This window comes from Streptomyces deserti, assembly GCF_054782695.1.
Window position 1 is genome coordinate 290,777 of record NZ_BAAGRZ010000005.1, and the last position, 17,632, is coordinate 308,408.

The following is a 17,632-nucleotide window of genomic DNA, read 5'->3' on the forward strand; positions in this document are numbered from 1 at the left end:
CCCTGGGCCGGGTGACCGGCCCCGCGCTGCCACGCGGCTGCGAATGTACGTCCCGATCCGCGACCGCGAAGGAGACGTGCAGGACGGGCGGCCGCCGGCGCATGACGGGTGCCAGGCTCGCCGGCATCCCCTCGACGCCGCCGTCGAGGAGGGCCCGGCCGCGCCTCGCCCGTTCGGCGTCGATGCGGCCTGCATCTGCTCGGCGTACGGGGTGACGGAGATGTCGTTGGAGGTGCGCTCAGCTCTGCCGTGCGCTCAGCCCTGCCGTGCGCTCAGGCCTGCCGTGCGCTCAGGCCTGCCGTGCGCTCAGGCCGTTCAGCAGCACCGCGGTGAATCGGCGGGCCCAGTCGGCGTCCGCCGGCTCCCCGCTGACCAGCGTGCGGTGGACCACCGCGCCCGCCACCACGTCGAAGATCAGGTCGACCGTGCGGGCGGCCTGCGCCGGATCGGGCTCCGGGGGGAGTTCGCCGCGCTGTTGCGCGCGGGCCCGGCCCTCCAGGACCAGGCGCTTCTGGCGGTCGACGATGGATGCGCGGAGGCGTTCCCGCAGGGCGTCGTCCCGCGTCGACTCCGCCACCACCGCCATCAGGCCGCTCCTCGCCTCCGGGCGGGCCAGGATCGCGGCGAACTGGAGGACCACGCCCTCGATGTCGGCGGCGAGGCTGCCGCGGTCGGGGAGGCGGAGTTCGTCGAAGAGTTCCGCGACCGCGTCGACCACCAGCTCGTTCTTGCCCGCCCAGCGGCGATAGAGGGTCGTCTTCGCAACCCCGGCGCGCGTCGCGACGTCTCCCAACGTGAGTTTGGACCACCCCAGTTCCACCAGGGCCGCCCGCGTCGCGGCCAGGATCGCGGCGTCCGCGGTGGCGCTGCGCGGCCGTCCGGTACGGCCGACGGGGGTGCGGCTGTGCATGCCATGACCATAACCGGGGGGTCCTGGGGAGCCGTGAGGGAGATCACCGGGAGGTGGTGTCCCGGGGGCCCCGCCTGGCATTACGCTACGACTCGTAGCGAAAGCACGTGTGACCGACGTGCCCGAGCGACGACCACATGGCGTGGGGTGGGGACCCGGCGCCGAACATCACACGGCCGGACCGGCTTTTCGCACCGTTTTCACACGCGCGGGCAGGACGGGGGAGGATAGACGCATGCAGCCACGGAACATGTCCATGAGCGGAGTCGTCGACCTCGCCGCGGTGAAGGCGGCCCAGGAGGCCAAGGCGAAGGCGGAGCAGGCGCGCGCCCAGGCGGCCCGGCAGGGCGGGACGGGGGCCGTGTCCCCCGCCGATCTCGTCATCGACGTCAGTGAGTCCACCTTCGAGACCGACGTCCTGCAGCGGTCCACCGAGGTCCCGGTCGTCATCGACTTCTGGGCCGAGTGGTGCCAGCCCTGCAAGCAGCTGAGCCCCGTCCTGGAGCGGCTCGCCGTCGAGTACGACGGGCGCTTCGTCCTCGCCAAGATCGACGTCGACGCCAACCAGATGCTGATGCAGCAGTTCGGGATCCAGGGGATCCCGGCTGTCTTCGCCGTCGTGGCCGGGCAGGCGCTGCCGCTCTTCCAGGGCGCGGCCGGTGAGGCGCAGATCCGGCAGACCCTGGACCAGCTGGTGGCGGTCGCCGAGCAGCGCTTCGGCCTGACCGGTCTGACCGTAGACCCGGAGGCCGAGCCGGGCGGCGGCGGCCAGGCGGCCCCCAGCACGCCGGCGGGGCCGTACGACGCGCTGCTGGAAGCCGCCGTACAGGCGCTCGACTCGGGCGATCTCGGCGGTGCCGTCCAGGCGTACAAGAACGTGCTGAGCGAGGACCCGGGCAACGAGGAGGCCAAACTCGGCCTCGCCCAGGCCGAGTTGCTCCAGCGGGTGCAGGGGCTGGATCCGCAGCAGGTGCGCAAGGAGGCGGCCGAGAAGCCGGGCGACGTGGGGGCGCAGATCGCCGCAGCCGACCTGGACCTGGTGGGCGGTCACGTCGAGGACGCCTTCGGGCGGCTCATCGAGACCGTGCAGCGCACGGCGGGTGACGACCGGGACACCGCACGCAAGCGGCTGCTGGGGATGTTCGAGGTCGTCGGCGCCGAGGACCCGCGGGTGATCGCGGCGCGCCGGGCGCTGGCGCGCGCCCTGTTCTGATCGGCGTTCGGGGCCTGTCGGCAGCCCCGTTCTGACCAGTCGCTAAACACGCGGCCGTGTGATGTCCGAGTGAAAGATGTGTCGACAGTGGGTCACTGCGGCCGCGTTTTGCCAAATCTTGGCAATCGCGGCCGCTGTTACTGCGAGTAAGTCGTGGCCGTTGATCTGTCGGTTTCTGTCCAACGATCAATAGTTTTGTGCCACCCCTTGACACCACCCAGCGTCGCTGGCCGGGACCGGTGGGTCGTCCTGTGGTTATCCGGCCGTTACCCGCGAGTAACGAACCCCCTTGTGCGGGCGGCGAGAATGCACCACGATCGGCGACGCTCGGTCCATTCCCGCACCCCGGCAGCCGGTCGGGTCACGGGACTTCCTGGGTCCCCACCGAGCAGAGTCGGCGGCAGTGGCGCCGGCTCTTGGACAGGGGGGTCTTCGCCCACCGGCGAAGCCTGTCCGGCAGGGTTGTGCGTGATGCGTGTCAGGCGCGACCAGTGGTTGTCGCTCGGGGGTGATCGCCGGTGATTCGGGCGCGTTCTGCGCCACCGAGCGCGGGCGCTCTCCTTCCCGAGGACGTAGCACTTCTCCCATCCCTGTGCCCGGCCGCGCCGCCGACTGGTGGCGAGCCGAGGCCAGGAGATGTACGTCCGAGAAGGAGGAAATATGGAGTCCCAGGTGCGTGGCGGGACCAGATGGAAGCGGTTCGCTGTGGTGATGGTGCCCAGCGTCGCCGCCACGGCTGCGATAGGTGTCGCCCTCGCGCAGGGCGCTCTCGCCGCGTCGTTCAGTGTCTCCGGTCAGTCGTTCAAGGTGACGACCGAGCGGCTCGACGGCAAGGGCTTCGTCCAGTACGGCGCCCTTGACACGGGTTACACGCTCGACGGCAAGAAGACGACCCACCCGGTCGCGGTCTCGGCCTTCAAGTCCGCGACCATCAAGGGCCTGTGCCAGTCCGTCGTCACGCCGAACATCCCGGTGCTCGGCAATGTCAGCCTCATCCTGAAGGCGGGCGGCGGTGACACGCCGGTCCAGGCCGAGAACCTGTACATCGACGTCGAGGAACTCAGCGCCGATGCGACGTTCCGGAACATCGACATCGGTGTGGCCGCCAAGGACGCCGCCAAGGGTCCCGGCATTCAGAAGGGCGACACCGCGAACCCGTTCGGATTCGCACAGCAGGCCGACTCGGTCACCCTGACCGACGTGAAGCAGACGGCGTGGGCCACCACTGCCGGAACCTTCAAGCTCAGCGGCCTGAAGATGTCGCTGTCGCCGGGTGTCAAGGAGTGCTACTAGGCACTCGTTGACGGGCGGGGGGCCGACGGCGCCCCCGCCCGTCCACCTTCGGCCACGCTTTCACGCGCGGCACACATCACCACCACAGCAACGCCGTACCAGGGAGCTGTTTTCCATGAGCGCCGAGACCCCTGCCGCCACCGGCCAGTTCACCCGCCGTAGGCAGCAGTTCCGCGCCTGGCGGGGCACGCGGCCGTTCTGGGCCGGCCTGTTCGTCATGCTCGGCGGACTCCCCATCGCCTACTTCCCGTACGCGAACCTCCAGATCGGCCACCTGACGCTGGCGATGGCCACCACCGCGGGCGCCGGGTCCCTGATCATCGGCGTGCTGCTCGTCGTCCTCGGCGTCAGCCTCTGGTTCCAGAAGCACGTCCGCGTCTTCGCGGGTGTCGCGGCGATCCTGCTGGCGCTGGTGTCGATCCCCGTGTCCAACCTCGGTGGCTTCCTCGTCGGCTTCCTTCTCGCGCTGGTCGGCGGGGCGATGGCCGTGGCGTGGGCGCCGGGCGTACCGCCCGCGCCGCAGCCGGCGTACGAAGGCGGCCTGGGGAAGGGGGACGCCCCGCAGGGCACGGACTTCGACACCACGGTCCTCGAGCCCGCCGAGGGCACCGCCGGGGTGGGCGAGCCGAACGATCTGTCAGGAACGAGCCCGGCCAACGGGGCGAACGGGAGGCACAGTGCCGGCTGACGAGGTGACACACGGGACTGATGTGGAGGCGTCCCGTGTGAGAACCGGGCCGCGCCACGCGGCACCCAGGAAGCCGCTGTTCACCAGGTTCCACATGCCGGCCGGGAAGGCGATAGCCCTGGCGGCGATGCCGACGGCGGTCCTGATGGGGATGGGGTTCACGCCGACGCTCGCCGTGGCCGACGGCAACAACTCCGCCACGCCGTCGTCGAAGAGCCTGACGGCCGACGAGTACAAGGACTGCGTGGCGGCTCTGGAGGGCTCGGGTGACGCCGCGGACTCCGGGGAATCCGGGGACGCCGGGGACTCCGGGGACAAGGACGCCTCGCCCACGCCGTCGCCCTCGGCGAGCGAGGGCGCGTCCAACGGCAAGGACGCCACGGCTCAGCCGAGCCCCTCGGCCTCCGCCCCGCAGGACGAGACGGACAAGGACCCGGCGGGTTCCTCCTCTTCGTCGGATTCAGGTGCCGACGACAAGGGCGACCAGGCCGAGCCCGCGCCGGCCCCGTCCGAGTCGCCCTCGGGCGGCGGCGACACGGCCACCACGCCGTCCCCCTCGCCGTCGGTTCCGGCGGGTGGCGGCAACCTGCTCGAGGACATCGGCGACGCCATCACCGGCGTCTTCACCGGCGGCGACAAGTCCACGGCGAGCCCGAGCCCCACGCCGTCCGCGTCCGCGACCGAGAGCCCGGACAGCCCCGCCAAGGACGCGTCCGACACCGCGAAGGACACGGCCGAGAAAGCCACCGGCACCGCCGAGGACACCGCTGAGGACACCGCAGGCAGGGCGTCCGAGGCGGCCGAGGACCCGACGAAGACGGCCGAGAAGGCGGCCGAGAAGGCCGCCGGGGACGCGGCCGGTGAGGTCACCGCCTCGCCGAGCCCGAGCCCGTCCGCGAGCTCCACCACGGACCCCGAGGACTGCCCGGTCGCCACGGACGCGGAGGGCGGTGTCGACAACACCGTGCCGCTGCCCGACGACCCCTGGTTCCTGGACGCCAGCTCGCTGCTGCTGAAGGGCGCCGACTACCAGGGCGTCGTCGAGGTGCGCACCGCCAACGGCACCGTCAAGAAGGTCCTGAAGTACGTCATATCCGACGGCACCGACATCGGCGACCTGCACCAGACGGTGCGGGACAAGCAGTCCGGCAAGACCTACCACGTGCAGGCGGCCAAGGGTTCGACGTCCACGATCCGCGACGGCCGGACGGTGATGTACACCGAGAGGATATCCGGGAACCTGCTCGGCCTGATCCCGGTCACCTTCGACCCGGAGCACCCGCCGCCGCTGAACATCCCGCTGATCTACTTCACCAACGTGAAGGTGCAGCAGGCCGGCCAGTTCGGCGGGACCCTGCACGTGCCCGGGCTGCATCAGTACGTCACCGACTGAGCGCCGGCACAAGCCCGTTCGGGAGCCGCACAAGCGCCGAGGGCGCCCCCTGTCGCAGGGGGCGCCCTCGGCGCCGTACGAGGGCCTGCCGGCCCGTCGCCGGATCAGTTCGTGGCGCCCAGGTGGTGGACGCGGACCATGTTGGTGGTGCCGGGGACGCCGGGGGGCGAGCCGGCCGTGATGACCACGACGTCGCCCTCGTTGAACATGCCCATCTTGAGGATCTCCTGGTCCACCAGGTCGACCATCTCGTCGGTGCTGTTCACGAACGGCACGACGTACGGCTCCACGCCCCAGCTCAGCGTCATCTGGTTGCGGGTGGACTCGTCCGTGGTGAACGCGATGATCGGCTGGACGGCGCGGTAGCGGCACAGCCGGCGCGCGGTGTCACCGGACTGGGTGAAGGCCACCAGGCCCTTGCCGCCGAGGAAGTCCGCGATCTCGCAGGCGGCGCGGGCCACCGAACCGCCCTGCGTGCGGGGCTTCTTGCCGGGCACCAGCGGCTGCAGGCCCTTGGACAGCAGCTCCTGCTCGGCCGCGGTGACGATCTTCGACATCGTCTTGACGGTCTCGATCGGGTACGCGCCCACGCTCGACTCGGCCGACAGCATGACCGCGTCGGCGCCGTCCAGGATCGCGTTGGCCACGTCGGAGGCCTCGGCGCGGGTCGGGCGGGAGTTGGTGATCATCGACTCCATCATCTGGGTCGCCACGATCACCGGCTTGGCGTTGCGCCGGCACAGCTCGATCAGGCGCTTCTGCACCATGGGGACCTTCTCGAGCGGGTACTCGACGGCCAAGTCACCGCGGGCGACCATGACGCCGTCGAACGCCATCACGACGTCCTCCATGTTCTGCACCGCCTGCGGCTTCTCCACCTTGGCGATGACCGGGACCCGGCGGCCCTCCTCGTCCATGATGCGGTGCACGTCGTGCACGTCCTTGGCGTCGCGGACGAAGGACAGGGCGACCAGGTCGCAGCCCATGCGGAGCGCGAAGCGCAGGTCATCGACGTCCTTCTCGGACAGGGCCGGGACGTTGACGGCCGCGCCGGGCAGGTTGATGCCCTTGTGGTCGGATATGACGCCGCCCTCGATGACGATCGTCTTCACGCGCGGACCGGTGACCTCGGTGACCTTCAGCTCGACGTTGCCGTCGTTGATGAGGATCTGGTCGCCCTTGGCGACGTCGCCGGGCAGGCCCTTGTAGGTCGTCCCGCAGATCGTCTTGTCGCCCGGGACGTCCTCGGTGGTGATGGTGAACTCGTCACCGCGCACCAGCTCGACGGGACCTTCGGCGAAGGTCTCCAGGCGGATCTTCGGGCCCTGCAGGTCGGCGAGGACACCGATGGCCCTGCCGGTCTCCTTGGCGGCGGCACGGACGCGGTCGTACCGCCCCTGGTGCTCGGCGTGCGTGCCGTGGCTGAAGTTGAAGCGGGCCACGTTCATGCCGGCCTCGATCAGCGCGACCAGCTGTTCATGGGAGTCGACCGCGGGGCCGAGAGTACAGACGATTTTCGAACGGCGCATGGGGCGATCCTATCGGTTTGTTTCGCTGCGGAATATTCCGTCTGGCGGAAAATACAAAAGGGCGGGATGCCGCTCAGGTGAGATTCTCTGAGCCCTTTACCAGCGCGTAGGTCTGCGTCGCGATCTCCAATTCCTCGTCCGTCGGCACCACGGCCACCGCGACCCGCGTCCCCTCGGGCGAGATCAGCCGCGGCTCGTCACCGCGCACGGCGTTCCGCTCGGGGTCCACGGCCAGGCCCAGCTGCTCCAGGCCCGCCACGGCGGCCTCGCGCACCGGCGCCGCGTTCTCGCCGACCCCGGCGGTGAACGCGACGGCGTCCACCCGTCCGAGCACGGCGTAATAGGCGCCGATGTACTTCTTCAGGCGGTGAATGTAGATGTCGAAGGCCAGCTTCGCCTGCTCGTCACCCTCGTCGACGCGGCGGCGGATCTCCCTCATGTCGTTGTCGCCGCACAGGCCGATCAGACCGCTCTTCTTGTTCAGAAGAGTGTCGATCTCGTCGGCGGACATTCCACCAACACGCATCAAATGGAAGATGACGGCCGGGTCCATGTCTCCCGATCGCGTACCCATCACGAGCCCCTCCAAAGGCGTGAGCCCCATGGAGGTGTCCACGCACTTCCCGCCCCGCACGGCGGAGGCGGACGCCCCGTTGCCGAGGTGCAGCACGATCACGTTCACCTCTTCCGGCGCCCTGCCGAGCAGCCGCGCCGTCGCCCGGGAGACGTACGCGTGCGAGGTGCCGTGGAAGCCGTAGCGCCGGATGCGGTGCTCGTCGGCGGTCCTGACGTCGATGGCGTAGCGGGCGGCCGACTCCGGCATCGTCGTGTGGAAGGCGGTGTCGAAGACGGCGACCTGCGGCAGGTCGGGCCGCAGGGCCTGGGCCGTGCGGATGCCCGTCAGGTTGGCCGGGTTGTGCAGCGGGGCGACCGGGATCAGCCGCTCGATCTCGGCGAGCACGGCGTCGTCGACGACGGTCGGCTCGGTGAAGTGCTTCCCGCCGTGCACCACGCGGTGCCCGATCGCGGCCAGCTCGGGCGAGTCCAGGCCCAGCCCGTCGGCGGCGAGTTCCTCCGCCACGGCCTTCAGGGCGGCGTCGTGGTCGGCGATCGGACCGGTCCGATCGCGGCTCTCCCCGCCGGCCGGGGTGTGCTTGAGGCGGGAGGTCTGCTCACCGATCCGCTCGACGAGACCCACCGCCAGCCGGCCGCTGTCGCGCATGTCGAGCAGCTGGTACTTCACGGAGGAGGAGCCGGAGTTGAGGACGAGGACGCGGGTCGCGGTCACTGCTGGAAAGCCTTCTCGGTCGGGGACTGGGCCTGGATCGCCGTGATGGCGACGGTGTTGACGATGTCCTGGACGAGAGCGCCCCGGGACAGGTCGTTGACCGGCTTGCGCAGACCCTGCAGCACCGGGCCGACGGCGATCGCGCCGGCCGAGCGCTGCACGGCCTTGTAGGTGTTGTTGCCGGTGTTCAGGTCGGGGAAGATCAGCACGGTCGCCTGCCCGGCCACCTCGGACTCCGGCAGCTTGGTCGCCGCGACCGACGGCTCCACGGCCGCGTCGTACTGGATCGGCCCCTCGATCTTCAGGTCGGGCCGCCGCGCGCGCACGAGTTCGGTGGCCTCGCGCACCTTGTCGACGTCAGCGCCGAAGCCGGACGTGCCCGTGGAGTACGACAGCATCGCGATGCGCGGCTCCACACCGAACCGCGCCGCCGTGGCCGCCGACTGGATGGCGATGTCGGCGAGCTGCTCGGCGTTCGGGTCGGGGTTGACCGCGCAGTCGCCGTAGACGAGGACCTTGTCGGCCAGGCACATGAAGAAGACGGACGACACGATGGAGGCGTCCGGGTTGGTCTTGATGATCTCGAAGGCGGGCCTGATCGTCGCGGCCGTGGAGTGCACGGAGCCGGACACCATGCCGTCCGCCAGACCCTCCTGGACCATCAGCGTGCCGAAGTAGTTCACGTCGGAGACGACGTCGTAGGCCAGCTCCACGGTGACGCCCTTGTGGGCGCGCAGCGCCGCGTACTTCTCGGCGAAGGCGTCGCGCAACTCGGAGGTGGCCGGGTCGATCAGCTGGCAGCCGCCGAGGTCGACGCCCAGGTCGGCGGCCTTCTTGCGGATCTGGTCGACCGGGCCCAGCAGGGTGAGCTCACAGACACCCCGGCGCAGCAGCACCTCGGCGGCGTGCAGCACGCGCTCCTCGGTGCCCTCGGGGAGCACGACCCGGCTCAGGTCGGCGCGGGCCTGCTCCAGCAGCTTGTGCTCGAACATCATCGGGGTGACGCGGTCGCTGCTGGGCGCCGAGACCCGCTTGTTCAGGTCGGCGGTGTCGACGTACCGCTCGAAGAGGCCGAGCGCGATCTCCGCCTTGCGCGGGGTGGCCGCGTTGAGCTTGCCCTCCAGGGAGAACAGCTGCTCGGCGGTGGGGAAGCTCATGCCGGGCACCGAGACCACCGGGGTGCCGGGGGCGAGGCGGGCCGCGAGGGTGAGGATGTCGTCGCCCGGGACCTCGCCGAGGGTGAGCAGGACGCCGGCTATCGGTGGGGTGCCGGCGCTGTGCGCGGCGAGCGAGCCGACGACCAGGTCGGCGCGGTCGCCCGGGGTGACGACCAGACAGCCCGGGGTCAGGGCGCCCAGGAAGGTCGGCAGCATCGCGCCGCCGAAGACGAAGTCGAGCACGTCCCGGGCCAGCCCCGAGTCGTCGCCGAGCACCACCTTGGCGCCGAGGGCCTGGACGATCTGTGCGACCGTCGGCGCGGACAGGGCGGGCTCGTCGGGCAGCACGTAGCAGGGGACGGGGAGCCGGTCGGCGAGCTGGTCGGCCATGGCGTCCCGGTCGTCGGGGGCGACCCGGTTGGTGACCATGGCCAGGACGTCGCAGCCCAGGGTGTCGTACGCGCGGTAGGCGTTGCGGGTCTCGGAGAGCACCGACTCGGCGGCCTGCTTGCGCCCGCCCACCACGGGGATGACCGACGCGCCGAACTCGTTGGCGAGCCGGGCGTTGAGGGCCAGCTCGTCCGGGAGCTGGGTGTCGGCGAAGTCGGTGCCGAGCACGAGGACGACGTCGTAGTCGCGGGCGACCCGGTGGAACCGTTCGACGAGCGTGGCCACCAGCTCGTCCGTACCGCGCTCGGCCTGCAGGGCGGACGCCTCGTGGTAGTCCATGCCGTAGACGGTCGCCGGGTCCTGGGACAGCCGGTAGCGGGCCCGCAGCAGCTCGAAGAGGCGGTCGGGCACGTGGTGCACAAGCGGCCGGAACACCCCCACCCGGTCGACCTGCCGGGTCAGGAGTTCCATGACCCCCAGCTCGACGACCTGGCGGCCGTCGCCGCGGTCGATACCGGTCACGTACACGCTGCGGGTCACGCGTGCTCTCCGTTTCGTCGTGTCGTCTCTGAGGTGCTTCGGGTACGGGGCTCTGGGTACGAGGCTCGGGTACAAAAATCGCCCACCGAGGTGAGCAGAACCCTCTTGACAATACCTCTGCCGATGGATAAGGCGCCCATCAGAGTCGAGGACGGCACCGGGCTGTGGGCCGTGAAACAATCGGCAGTGGCTCACCGGTATCCACAGCGAGCAGGAGACACAGCACGATGCGTATCGGAGTTCTCACCGCAGGCGGCGACTGCCCCGGCCTGAACGCAGTGATCCGGTCGGTCGTGCACCGAGCGGTCGACAACTACGGCGACGAGGTCATCGGTTTCGAGGACGGTTACGCGGGCCTGTTGGATGGCCGCTACCGCGGTCTCGACCTGAACGCGGTCAGCGGCATCCTCGCCCGCGGCGGCACCATCCTCGGCTCCTCCCGCCTGGAGCGCGACCGGCTGCGCGAGGCCTGTGAGAACGCGGCCGACATCGTCAGCGACTTCGGCATCGACGCGCTGATCCCGATCGGCGGCGAGGGCACGCTGACGGCGGCGAGGATGCTGTCCGACGCGGGCCTGCCCGTCGTGGGCGTCCCGAAGACCATCGACAACGACATCTCCTCCACGGACCGCACCTTCGGCTTCGACACGGCGGTCGGGGTCGCGACGGAGGCGATGGACCGCCTGAAGACGACGGCCGAGTCCCACCAGCGGGTGATGGTCGTCGAGGTCATGGGCCGCCACGCCGGCTGGATCGCCCTGGAGTCGGGCATGGCGGCGGGCGCGCACGGCATCTGCCTGCCCGAGCGTCCCTTCGACCCCGCCAGCCTCGTCAAGATGGTCGAGGAGCGCTTCGCCCGCGGCAAGAAGTTCGCGGTGATCTGCGTCGCCGAGGGCGCCCACCCCGCCGAGGGCACCATGGACTACGGCAAGGGCGAGATCGACCAGTTCGGCCACGAGCGCTTCCAGGGCATCGGCACGGCCCTGGCGCACGAGCTGGAGCGCCGCCTCGGCAAGGAGGCCAAGCCGGTCATTCTCGGCCACGTCCAGCGCGGGGGCACGCCGACCGCGTACGACAGGGTGCTCGCCACGCGCTTCGGCTGGCACGCGGTGGAGGCCGCGCACCGCGGCGAGTTCGGCAGGATGACCGCCCTGCGCGGCACCGACATCGTGATGGTGCCGCTGGCGGAGGCGGTGACCGAGCTGAAGACGGTGCCGAAGGACCGGATGGAGGAGGCGGAGTCGGTGTTCTAGCCGCTCCGGGGTTGTACGGCTAGTCGCTCTCGGGCCGTACGGCCGCCCAGAAATGCTCCACGATCCGGTCGAGGAAGTCCCGTCCGGCGTCGCTGGAGTCACTGCTGCCGCCGCCCCAGCTCAGTGTGGCGGTCATCTGTCCCTGGTAGTCCTGGTGCAGCTGCTGGAGCACGGTCTCCAGCAGCCGCTTCTCCAGCGGCACGATCTTCGCGACCGGACGGACGTACGCCTGCCACCGCGTGGTCACCGCGCTGTTCAGTAGCTCGGCGAGCTTCACCTCCCGCCCCGTGACGGTGACGAAGTCGGGCAGGGACAGGCCGAGCAGCTCGGCCAGGGCGGCGGACTGCCGCTCCGTGCCCCGCCACGCGTCGGTCTCCTCCATCCGCAGGTACGCGTGGAGCTCGTGCCCGACGGCACGGGCGACGTCCTCGGGGGCGAGTCCGCGCGCGATCCGGTGCTCGCGCAGCGTCCGTGGCCGGCCGATGAGTTCACCGGGCGAGCACCACAGCACGCCCGCGAGAGCGGTCAGTTCCGGGTTCGAGGGTGCGGTGATCCCGCGTTCCCAGGCGATCACGAGATCCGGGGTGACGTACGGGAGCCCGTACGAGACACGCATGCCGTAGGCGACGTGCTCGGGTCCCATGCCGAGAGCGGCACGGAGGCGACGGGCGGCGGGGGCGTTGAACGGCAGGGGCTGGTTCGGGGGAGTGGGCTGGTTCGGTCGAGCAGGGGGTCGGCGCACGGGCCACACGGTAGGGGTGCGCGCTTGCGGTGACTACGGTCTGTTCGGCCAGGATCACGGATTGTAGGAACCTACGGCTACTGGCGGGTTCACCGCCGGGGTGCTGCCGCAGGGGTGATCACAGCAGGTGGTCGGCTTTTCCGGCCTTGATGTCGAGGATCAGGGCGCGGAGGGCTTCGCGGGTGTCGGTGAGGTAGTGGTCCTCCTGGCCGGCGAGGGCGATGTAGGCGTTGCCTTGGGGGTCGGTGCCTATGCGGAAGCAGTTGGCTCCCTCGCCGCAGAAGGGATCTTCCCAGGTGATGTCCGGCATGGTGACTCCTAGAGGTCGTGCAGTTCGTCGGCGAGGCCGCGGATGAAGGTGCGGGAGGCCTCAGGGGTGAGTGCGACGGCTTCCGCCGCGTTGAGTTGGGCGCGGTACTTGCGGAGTTGGGCCTCGGAGTCGATGAACTCCGGGCCGTGAGTGCTGTCGAGTTCCACGGTGTCGAGGCGGGGCACGCGCCCCTCGGCGTAGACGACCGATTGCCCGGCCCCGGGGAAACCGCCCGCCTTGAACGGGATGACCCGGATGGTCACGGTGCCGCGCTCGGTGATGTGCAGCAGGTGCTCCAACTGCCGCCGGGCCACGGCCGGTCCGCCGAACTGCATGCGCAGCGCGGCCTCGTGGACGATCACGTCGAGGGCCGGGGGCTGGGCGCGGTCGAGTACCTGTTGCCGGTCGATGCGGTGCGCCACGCGGAGGTCGACGTCGGCGGTGGACAGGCGCGGGATCACGGCCTCGAAGACGGCGCGGGCGTAATCCTCGGTCTGGAGCAGCCCCGGCAGGTGCACGGTCACGGCGATGCGCAGGCGTACGGCGTGCCACTCCAACTCCGCGATGTCCAGGAAGTCGTCGCGAAGCCGGTCCCGGTATGCCTCCCACCACCCCTTGTCGCGCTCGGTGGCCATGGCGGCCAGCGCCTCGACGAGGTCGTGGTCCGTGCAGCCGTAGTTCTTGGCGAGGGTGCGTACGCGCTCGGGGCTGATGCCGGAGCGGCCGGATTCCATGTTGGGCACGTTCGTACGCGGCACGCCCAGCAGGCCGGCGGCGTACTCCGTCGTCATGCCCGCCGCGACCCGCAGCCTGCGCAACTCCGTGCCGAGCCGCCGCTGACGTGCCGTCGGTGTACTCCTCGGCGGCATGCGCCCCTCCCGTTCAGCCGTATGACGGGGGTCAGTCTGCCGCTGTGGTGTGCGATCGGTCCACCGGGAACTTCGGCAATGAGTAGTACACGTACTCCGGCGATGCTCTACAGTCGGTGACGAATCGCTTACGCGTCGACGCCGTCGGAAGCGCATCGCGCGAGCCTGCCCGCGTTCCATCGGCAGGTCGGCGAATGTCCGGTCAGAGCAAGGGAGTTGCCCATGTCTGTGTCGATCTCGGTCTGTCCCGTCGTCACTGAGGAGCTGAAAACGGCGCCGCCCTCGCCCGAAACCCTCGCGTACAGCCTCACGTTGCCCGCCGAAGCGGCGAGTTCGCGGATCGCCCGGATGGCGACCCGGGCCGTGCTCCAGAGGCACGGGCTGGCGGACATGACGGATGCGGTGGTGCAGGTGGTGGGTGAACTCACCGCGTGTGCGAGTCGGTTCACGCCCGGTGCCGAGGTGTATCTGTCGCTGCGGTACCGGGAGGGTGCGTTGCGGGTGGTGCTTTATGACGGGCATCGGCGGCACGACCATCCTCGGCTGGTGGCGGCCTGTGATGCGCGGAGGCGGGCCGCGCTGCGGTTGCTGGCGTGCGTGGTGCGGGCGTGTGCGGGGGAGTGGGGGTTCGGGGAGGCGAGGGAGCCCGGGGGTGGGACGCGGATGTGGGCGGTTGTGCCGCGGGTGGGGGCGACCCTCACCCCTTGACCGCCCCGCCCAGCGCGAACCCCCCACCCAGACGCCGCGCCACCAGCACGTACAGCAGAATCACCGGCGTCGAGTAGATGATCGAGAATGCGGCCAGCTGCCCGTACGCCACCATCCCCCGGTTCCCGAAGAACTCGTTGATGCTCACGGACGCGGGCATCTGGTCCGGGGTGAGCAGGAGCATGAAGGGCACGAAGAAGTTGCCCCACATCATCACGAACGAGAAGACCGTGACCACCGCCACCCCGGGACCCATGAGCGGCAGCACGATCCGGAGCAGCGACTGGAAGGAGCTCGCCCCGTCGGTCCACGCCGCCTCCTCCAGCTCCTTCGGAACCCCGTCCATGAAGTTCTTCATCAGCCAGATGGCGAAGGGCAGTTGGGACGCGGCGAAGAAGAAGATCGTGCCCTGCATGGTGTCGATGAGATCCACCTGCACGAACAGCGCGTACACCGGCACCATGATCGCCGTGATGGGCAGGCTGGTGGCGAAGAGGATCGTCAGCAGGAACGGGCGGTTGAGGCGGGAGCGGAAGCGGGACAGGGGGTAGGCGGCGAGTGCCGCGCACACCACCGTCAGCGCGGTCGCGCTCCCGCACAGGATCAGGCTGTTGAGGAGCGGCGTGAAGGTGATCTCTGACGTCAGGATCGCGTCGAAGTGGGCGAGGGTGAGGCCGTCGGGAGCCTTGACCCGCAGGTCCGCGTGCGGGTCAAGGGACGACAGCACCACCCAGGCCAGCGGCAACGCGAAGGCGGCGGCGACGATCAGCAACCCCGCGTCGGCGGCCAGGCGACGGGTCGTACGGCGGGAGGCGAGGGGGAGGGCCATGGTGTCGTCAGACCTCCGTCCGCAGCAGGCGCATGTACACGAGGGAGAACAGGGAGCCGACCAGCAGGAGCAGCAGGGCGACGGCGGTGCCGTAGCCGATCAGGCTGTTCTGGAAGGCCTGTTCGTACATGAAGAGGGGCAGCGTCTGGCTCTTGCCTCCCGGCCCGCCCCTGGTCATCACCCAGATCAGTCCGAAGACGGACAGGGTCTGCAGGGTGTTGAGCATCAGGTTCGTGCCGATGGAGCGGCGGATCATCGGGAGCGTGATGTGCCACATACGGCGCCAGCCGCCCGCGCCATCGACCTCGGCGGCCTCCGTGATCTCCTTGGGGATCTCGTTCAGGGCGGCCGAGTAGACCAGCATGGAGAAGGCCGTGCCGCGCCAGACGTTCGCGAAGGACACCGCCAGGATGGGGAGGGTGAACAGCCAGTTCTGGGAGGGCAGGTGTAGCCAGTCCAGGATGGCGTTGAGGGTTCCCCCGCGGCGGAAGAAGGCATACAGGAGGAACCCGGCCACGACCTCCGGCAGCACCCACGCCGTGATCACGATGCCGCCGGTGAGGGTGCGGACGGGCTTCGACGCGCGCTGCATGAGCGCCGCGAGGGCGAGGCCCAGGGTGTTCTGGCCGATGAGGGACGACAGGACCGTGAAGACGAGGGTCAGCCATACGGCGTTGAGGAACTCCTCGTCTCCGAACGCTCTGCGGAAGTTGTCTAACCCGACGAACGACTCCTGCGCCTGGCCGGTGAGCTGGAGGTCGGTGAAGGCGATGTAGACGCAGTAGCCGATCGGGCCGGCGAGGAAGAGGAGCAGGAGGACGACGGCGGGTGAGAGGGGCAGGAGGCGGGTCAGGGAGCGGCGGAGGCGGTGCTGCCGAGGGGTGGTGGGCTGCGGGGCCGGCCGGCCCGGGGGAGACGTGACGAGGCCGCCCGGGCCGGCGTGCGGTGCGGTGGTCATGGCTGGTGGCGTCCGCTCACTTCTCGACGACCTGGTTGTCGGTGGCGTCCTTGAGGGCGTCGTCGTATCCGCGCGCCGCCTCCTCCACCGACATGTCACCCGTCGTCACACCCTCCATCGCCTCCTGGATGGCGGTGGAGACCTTCGGGTACGCCGGGTACGCGGGCCGGTAGTGGGTGTGGGCGACCAGGTCCGTGAAGAACTCGATGCCGGGCTGGGCGGTGGCGTACGAGGGGTCGTTCGCGACGTCCTTGCGTACCGCGATGCCGGAGTTGGCGACGTACCACTTCTTGGCGTTGTCCTTCGTCTGCATCGTCTTGATGAACTCGAAGGCCAGGTCCGGGTTGGCCGCCTTGGCCGGGATCGACCAGGTCCAGCCACCGGACATGCTGACCTTGCCGGGCGCCTGACCGCGCTGGGTCGGCATGGCGGCGAGACCGAGCTCCTTCGGCCACTCGGGCCACTCGTGCCCGCTGCCGGGCAGCCAGTCCTGCGGGAGCCAGGAGCCGTCGAGGGCGATGCCGAGCTTGCCCTGGGGCAGCCACTCGCCCCGGACCCGGGTCATGACGTTGGGATCGAGGGCGTCGGAGACGTCCGGGCCGAGCTTCTCCCGGTAGACGGTCTCGACGAAGGCGAGCGCGTCCTCGAAGCCCTGGCTGCCGGCGATCCACTTCTTGGTGGCCTTGTCGTACAGGGGGTCCTGCGTGCCGTCGTTCGTGCCGTACAGCAGCATCTCGAAGGTCTGCATGGTGGCGGCCTCGCCGACGGGTTTGCCCGTGTAGACGTTGAGGGGGATGACGTCGGGGACTTCCCGTTTGATGGTGCGGGCGGCGGTGAGGACGTCGTCCCAGGTCCTCGGCTGCCAGGTGGCGGGGAGACCGGCCTTGGCGAAGATGTCCTTGTCGTACCAGAGGCCCCGGGTGTCGGTGCCGTCCGGGACGCCGTACGTCTTGCCGTCCTCGCCCTTGGCGGCTGCCTTCGCCGTGTCGATGAACTGGTCCCAGTCGGGCCACTTGGCGAGGTAGGCGTCGAGGGGTTTCAGATACCCGCTGGTGATGTCCGAGTTGATGAGGAAGGTGTCCTCGTAGACCAGGTCGGGCGCGGTCTTGGGGGAGCGGAGCATCTGCTGGAGCTTGGTGTAGTACTCGGAGTCCGGGGCCTTGATGGGGACGAGTTCCACCTTCTTGCCGGGGTTGCTCTTCTCGAACTGCTTCTTGATGTCCGCGAGGTAGGTGTCCATCACCTTGATGGAGTTGTCCGTGGACTGTTTGAAGGAGACCTTGAGCGTGTCCGGGTCGCTGCCGGAGCCGCCGCCGCAGGCGGTGAGGGTGCCTGCGGCGGCGAGGGTGAGGGCGAGGAGGGAGGGGAGGGCGGCGGTGGGGCGCACGGGCATGACCTCCTGCGGGCGCACGTCGTTGTGGCGCGGGGATGGCTGCCCGGTGAACGTAAGAGGAGTGGTCTAGTCAGGTCAATGCGTGTGCGGCGGATTGGGCGTTCGCGGCTTCGGACGGAGCCAGGAGGCGAGCCGTGTGGTGAGCGCGGCGGTGTTCATGGCCCCTTCG

Annotated in this window: 16 protein-coding genes; 6 read left to right on the forward strand and 10 right to left on the reverse strand. The window is 69.9% G+C overall.

Translation table 11 applies throughout. The features are described from left to right. Positions 1 to 289: 289 nt before the first annotated feature. Positions 290 to 910, reverse strand: coding sequence for a TetR/AcrR family transcriptional regulator (locus tag ACYVMZ_RS13435; protein ID WP_461079049.1), 621 nt, complete (start codon positions 908 to 910; stop codon positions 290 to 292). A 235-nt stretch (positions 911 to 1,145) separates the two neighbouring features. On the opposite strand from ACYVMZ_RS13435, the gene ACYVMZ_RS13440 reads away from it, so the two are divergent. The 4 genes from ACYVMZ_RS13440 (at position 1,146) to ACYVMZ_RS13455 (ending at position 5,497) form a co-directional block, all read left to right on the forward strand. Next, positions 1,146 to 2,123: a tetratricopeptide repeat protein gene (locus ACYVMZ_RS13440; RefSeq protein WP_461079051.1), complete on the forward strand. Its 978-nt coding sequence runs from the start codon at positions 1,146 to 1,148 to the stop codon at positions 2,121 to 2,123. A gap of 660 nt (positions 2,124 to 2,783) precedes the next feature. Next, on the forward strand, positions 2,784 to 3,416 hold the full coding sequence (locus ACYVMZ_RS13445; protein ID WP_461079053.1) for a DUF6230 family protein: 633 nt from the start codon (positions 2,784 to 2,786) through the stop codon (positions 3,414 to 3,416). A 115-nt stretch (positions 3,417 to 3,531) separates the two neighbouring features. Beyond that, entirely contained in the window at positions 3,532 to 4,104 is a 573-nt protein-coding gene (locus ACYVMZ_RS13450; RefSeq protein ID WP_461079055.1) for a DUF6114 domain-containing protein, read from the forward strand. After that, entirely contained in the window at positions 4,094 to 5,497 is a 1,404-nt protein-coding gene (locus tag ACYVMZ_RS13455; protein WP_461079057.1) for a hypothetical protein, read from the forward strand. Before ACYVMZ_RS13450 ends, ACYVMZ_RS13455 begins: the two co-directional genes overlap by 11 nt. Before the next feature lie 104 nt (positions 5,498 to 5,601). Here the strand turns inward: ACYVMZ_RS13455 and pyk are convergent, their stop codons facing one another. From pyk to pta, 3 genes are all read right to left on the reverse strand, one after another. Next, the gene (pyk, locus tag ACYVMZ_RS13460; protein ID WP_461079059.1) at positions 5,602 to 7,026 is read right to left on the reverse strand and encodes a pyruvate kinase; all 1,425 of its coding nucleotides are present in this window, start codon (positions 7,024 to 7,026) and stop codon (positions 5,602 to 5,604) included. Positions 7,027 to 7,099: 73 nt separating this feature from the next. Continuing rightward, positions 7,100 to 8,314 carry an acetate kinase gene (locus tag ACYVMZ_RS13465; RefSeq protein WP_461079061.1) on the reverse strand — a complete coding sequence of 405 codons (1,215 nt, stop codon included), beginning with the start codon at positions 8,312 to 8,314 and terminating at the stop codon, positions 7,100 to 7,102. Next, a complete protein-coding gene (gene pta, locus ACYVMZ_RS13470; protein WP_461079063.1) occupies positions 8,311 to 10,401 on the reverse strand; it encodes a phosphate acetyltransferase in 2,091 nt (696 codons plus the stop codon). Before pta ends, ACYVMZ_RS13465 begins: the two co-directional genes overlap by 4 nt. Positions 10,402 to 10,628: 227 nt before the next feature. Between pta and ACYVMZ_RS13475 the strand changes: the two genes are divergently transcribed. Continuing rightward, complete coding sequence (locus tag ACYVMZ_RS13475) at positions 10,629 to 11,654, forward strand: ATP-dependent 6-phosphofructokinase (RefSeq protein ID WP_461079065.1); 1,026 nt, start codon at positions 10,629 to 10,631, stop codon at positions 11,652 to 11,654. A gap of 19 nt (positions 11,655 to 11,673) precedes the next feature. On the opposite strand, the gene ACYVMZ_RS13480 is transcribed toward ACYVMZ_RS13475, so the two are convergent. From ACYVMZ_RS13480 to ACYVMZ_RS13490, 3 genes are all read right to left on the reverse strand, one after another. Next, complete coding sequence (locus ACYVMZ_RS13480; RefSeq protein WP_461079067.1) at positions 11,674 to 12,405, reverse strand: helix-turn-helix domain-containing protein; 732 nt, start codon at positions 12,403 to 12,405, stop codon at positions 11,674 to 11,676. 109 nt (positions 12,406 to 12,514) lie between these two features. Next, a complete protein-coding gene (locus tag ACYVMZ_RS13485; RefSeq protein ID WP_461079068.1) occupies positions 12,515 to 12,706 on the reverse strand; it encodes a hypothetical protein in 192 nt (63 codons plus the stop codon). Between the two features lie 8 nt (positions 12,707 to 12,714). Continuing rightward, complete coding sequence (locus tag ACYVMZ_RS13490) at positions 12,715 to 13,575, reverse strand: helix-turn-helix domain-containing protein (protein ID WP_461079070.1); 861 nt, start codon at positions 13,573 to 13,575, stop codon at positions 12,715 to 12,717. Between the two features lie 222 nt (positions 13,576 to 13,797). Between ACYVMZ_RS13490 and ACYVMZ_RS13495 the strand changes: the two genes are divergently transcribed. Then, positions 13,798 to 14,283: an ATP-binding protein gene (locus ACYVMZ_RS13495; protein ID WP_461079072.1), complete on the forward strand. Its 486-nt coding sequence runs from the start codon at positions 13,798 to 13,800 to the stop codon at positions 14,281 to 14,283. Here ACYVMZ_RS13495 and ACYVMZ_RS13500 read toward each other — a convergent pair. From ACYVMZ_RS13500 to ACYVMZ_RS13510, 3 genes are read right to left on the reverse strand one after another with little or no spacing between them, the layout of a single operon-like run. Continuing rightward, positions 14,273 to 15,112, reverse strand: a complete 840-nt coding sequence (locus tag ACYVMZ_RS13500) for a carbohydrate ABC transporter permease (RefSeq protein WP_461079074.1) — start codon at positions 15,110 to 15,112, stop codon at positions 14,273 to 14,275. The genes ACYVMZ_RS13495 and ACYVMZ_RS13500 overlap by 11 nt on opposite strands. Before the next feature lie 7 nt (positions 15,113 to 15,119). Further along, entirely contained in the window at positions 15,120 to 16,070 is a 951-nt protein-coding gene (locus ACYVMZ_RS13505) for a carbohydrate ABC transporter permease (protein WP_461079076.1), read from the reverse strand. Between the two features lie 16 nt (positions 16,071 to 16,086). Next, positions 16,087 to 17,463 carry an extracellular solute-binding protein gene (locus tag ACYVMZ_RS13510; RefSeq protein WP_461079078.1) on the reverse strand — a complete coding sequence of 459 codons (1,377 nt, stop codon included), beginning with the start codon at positions 17,461 to 17,463 and terminating at the stop codon, positions 16,087 to 16,089. Positions 17,464 to 17,632: the final 169 nt, after the last annotated feature.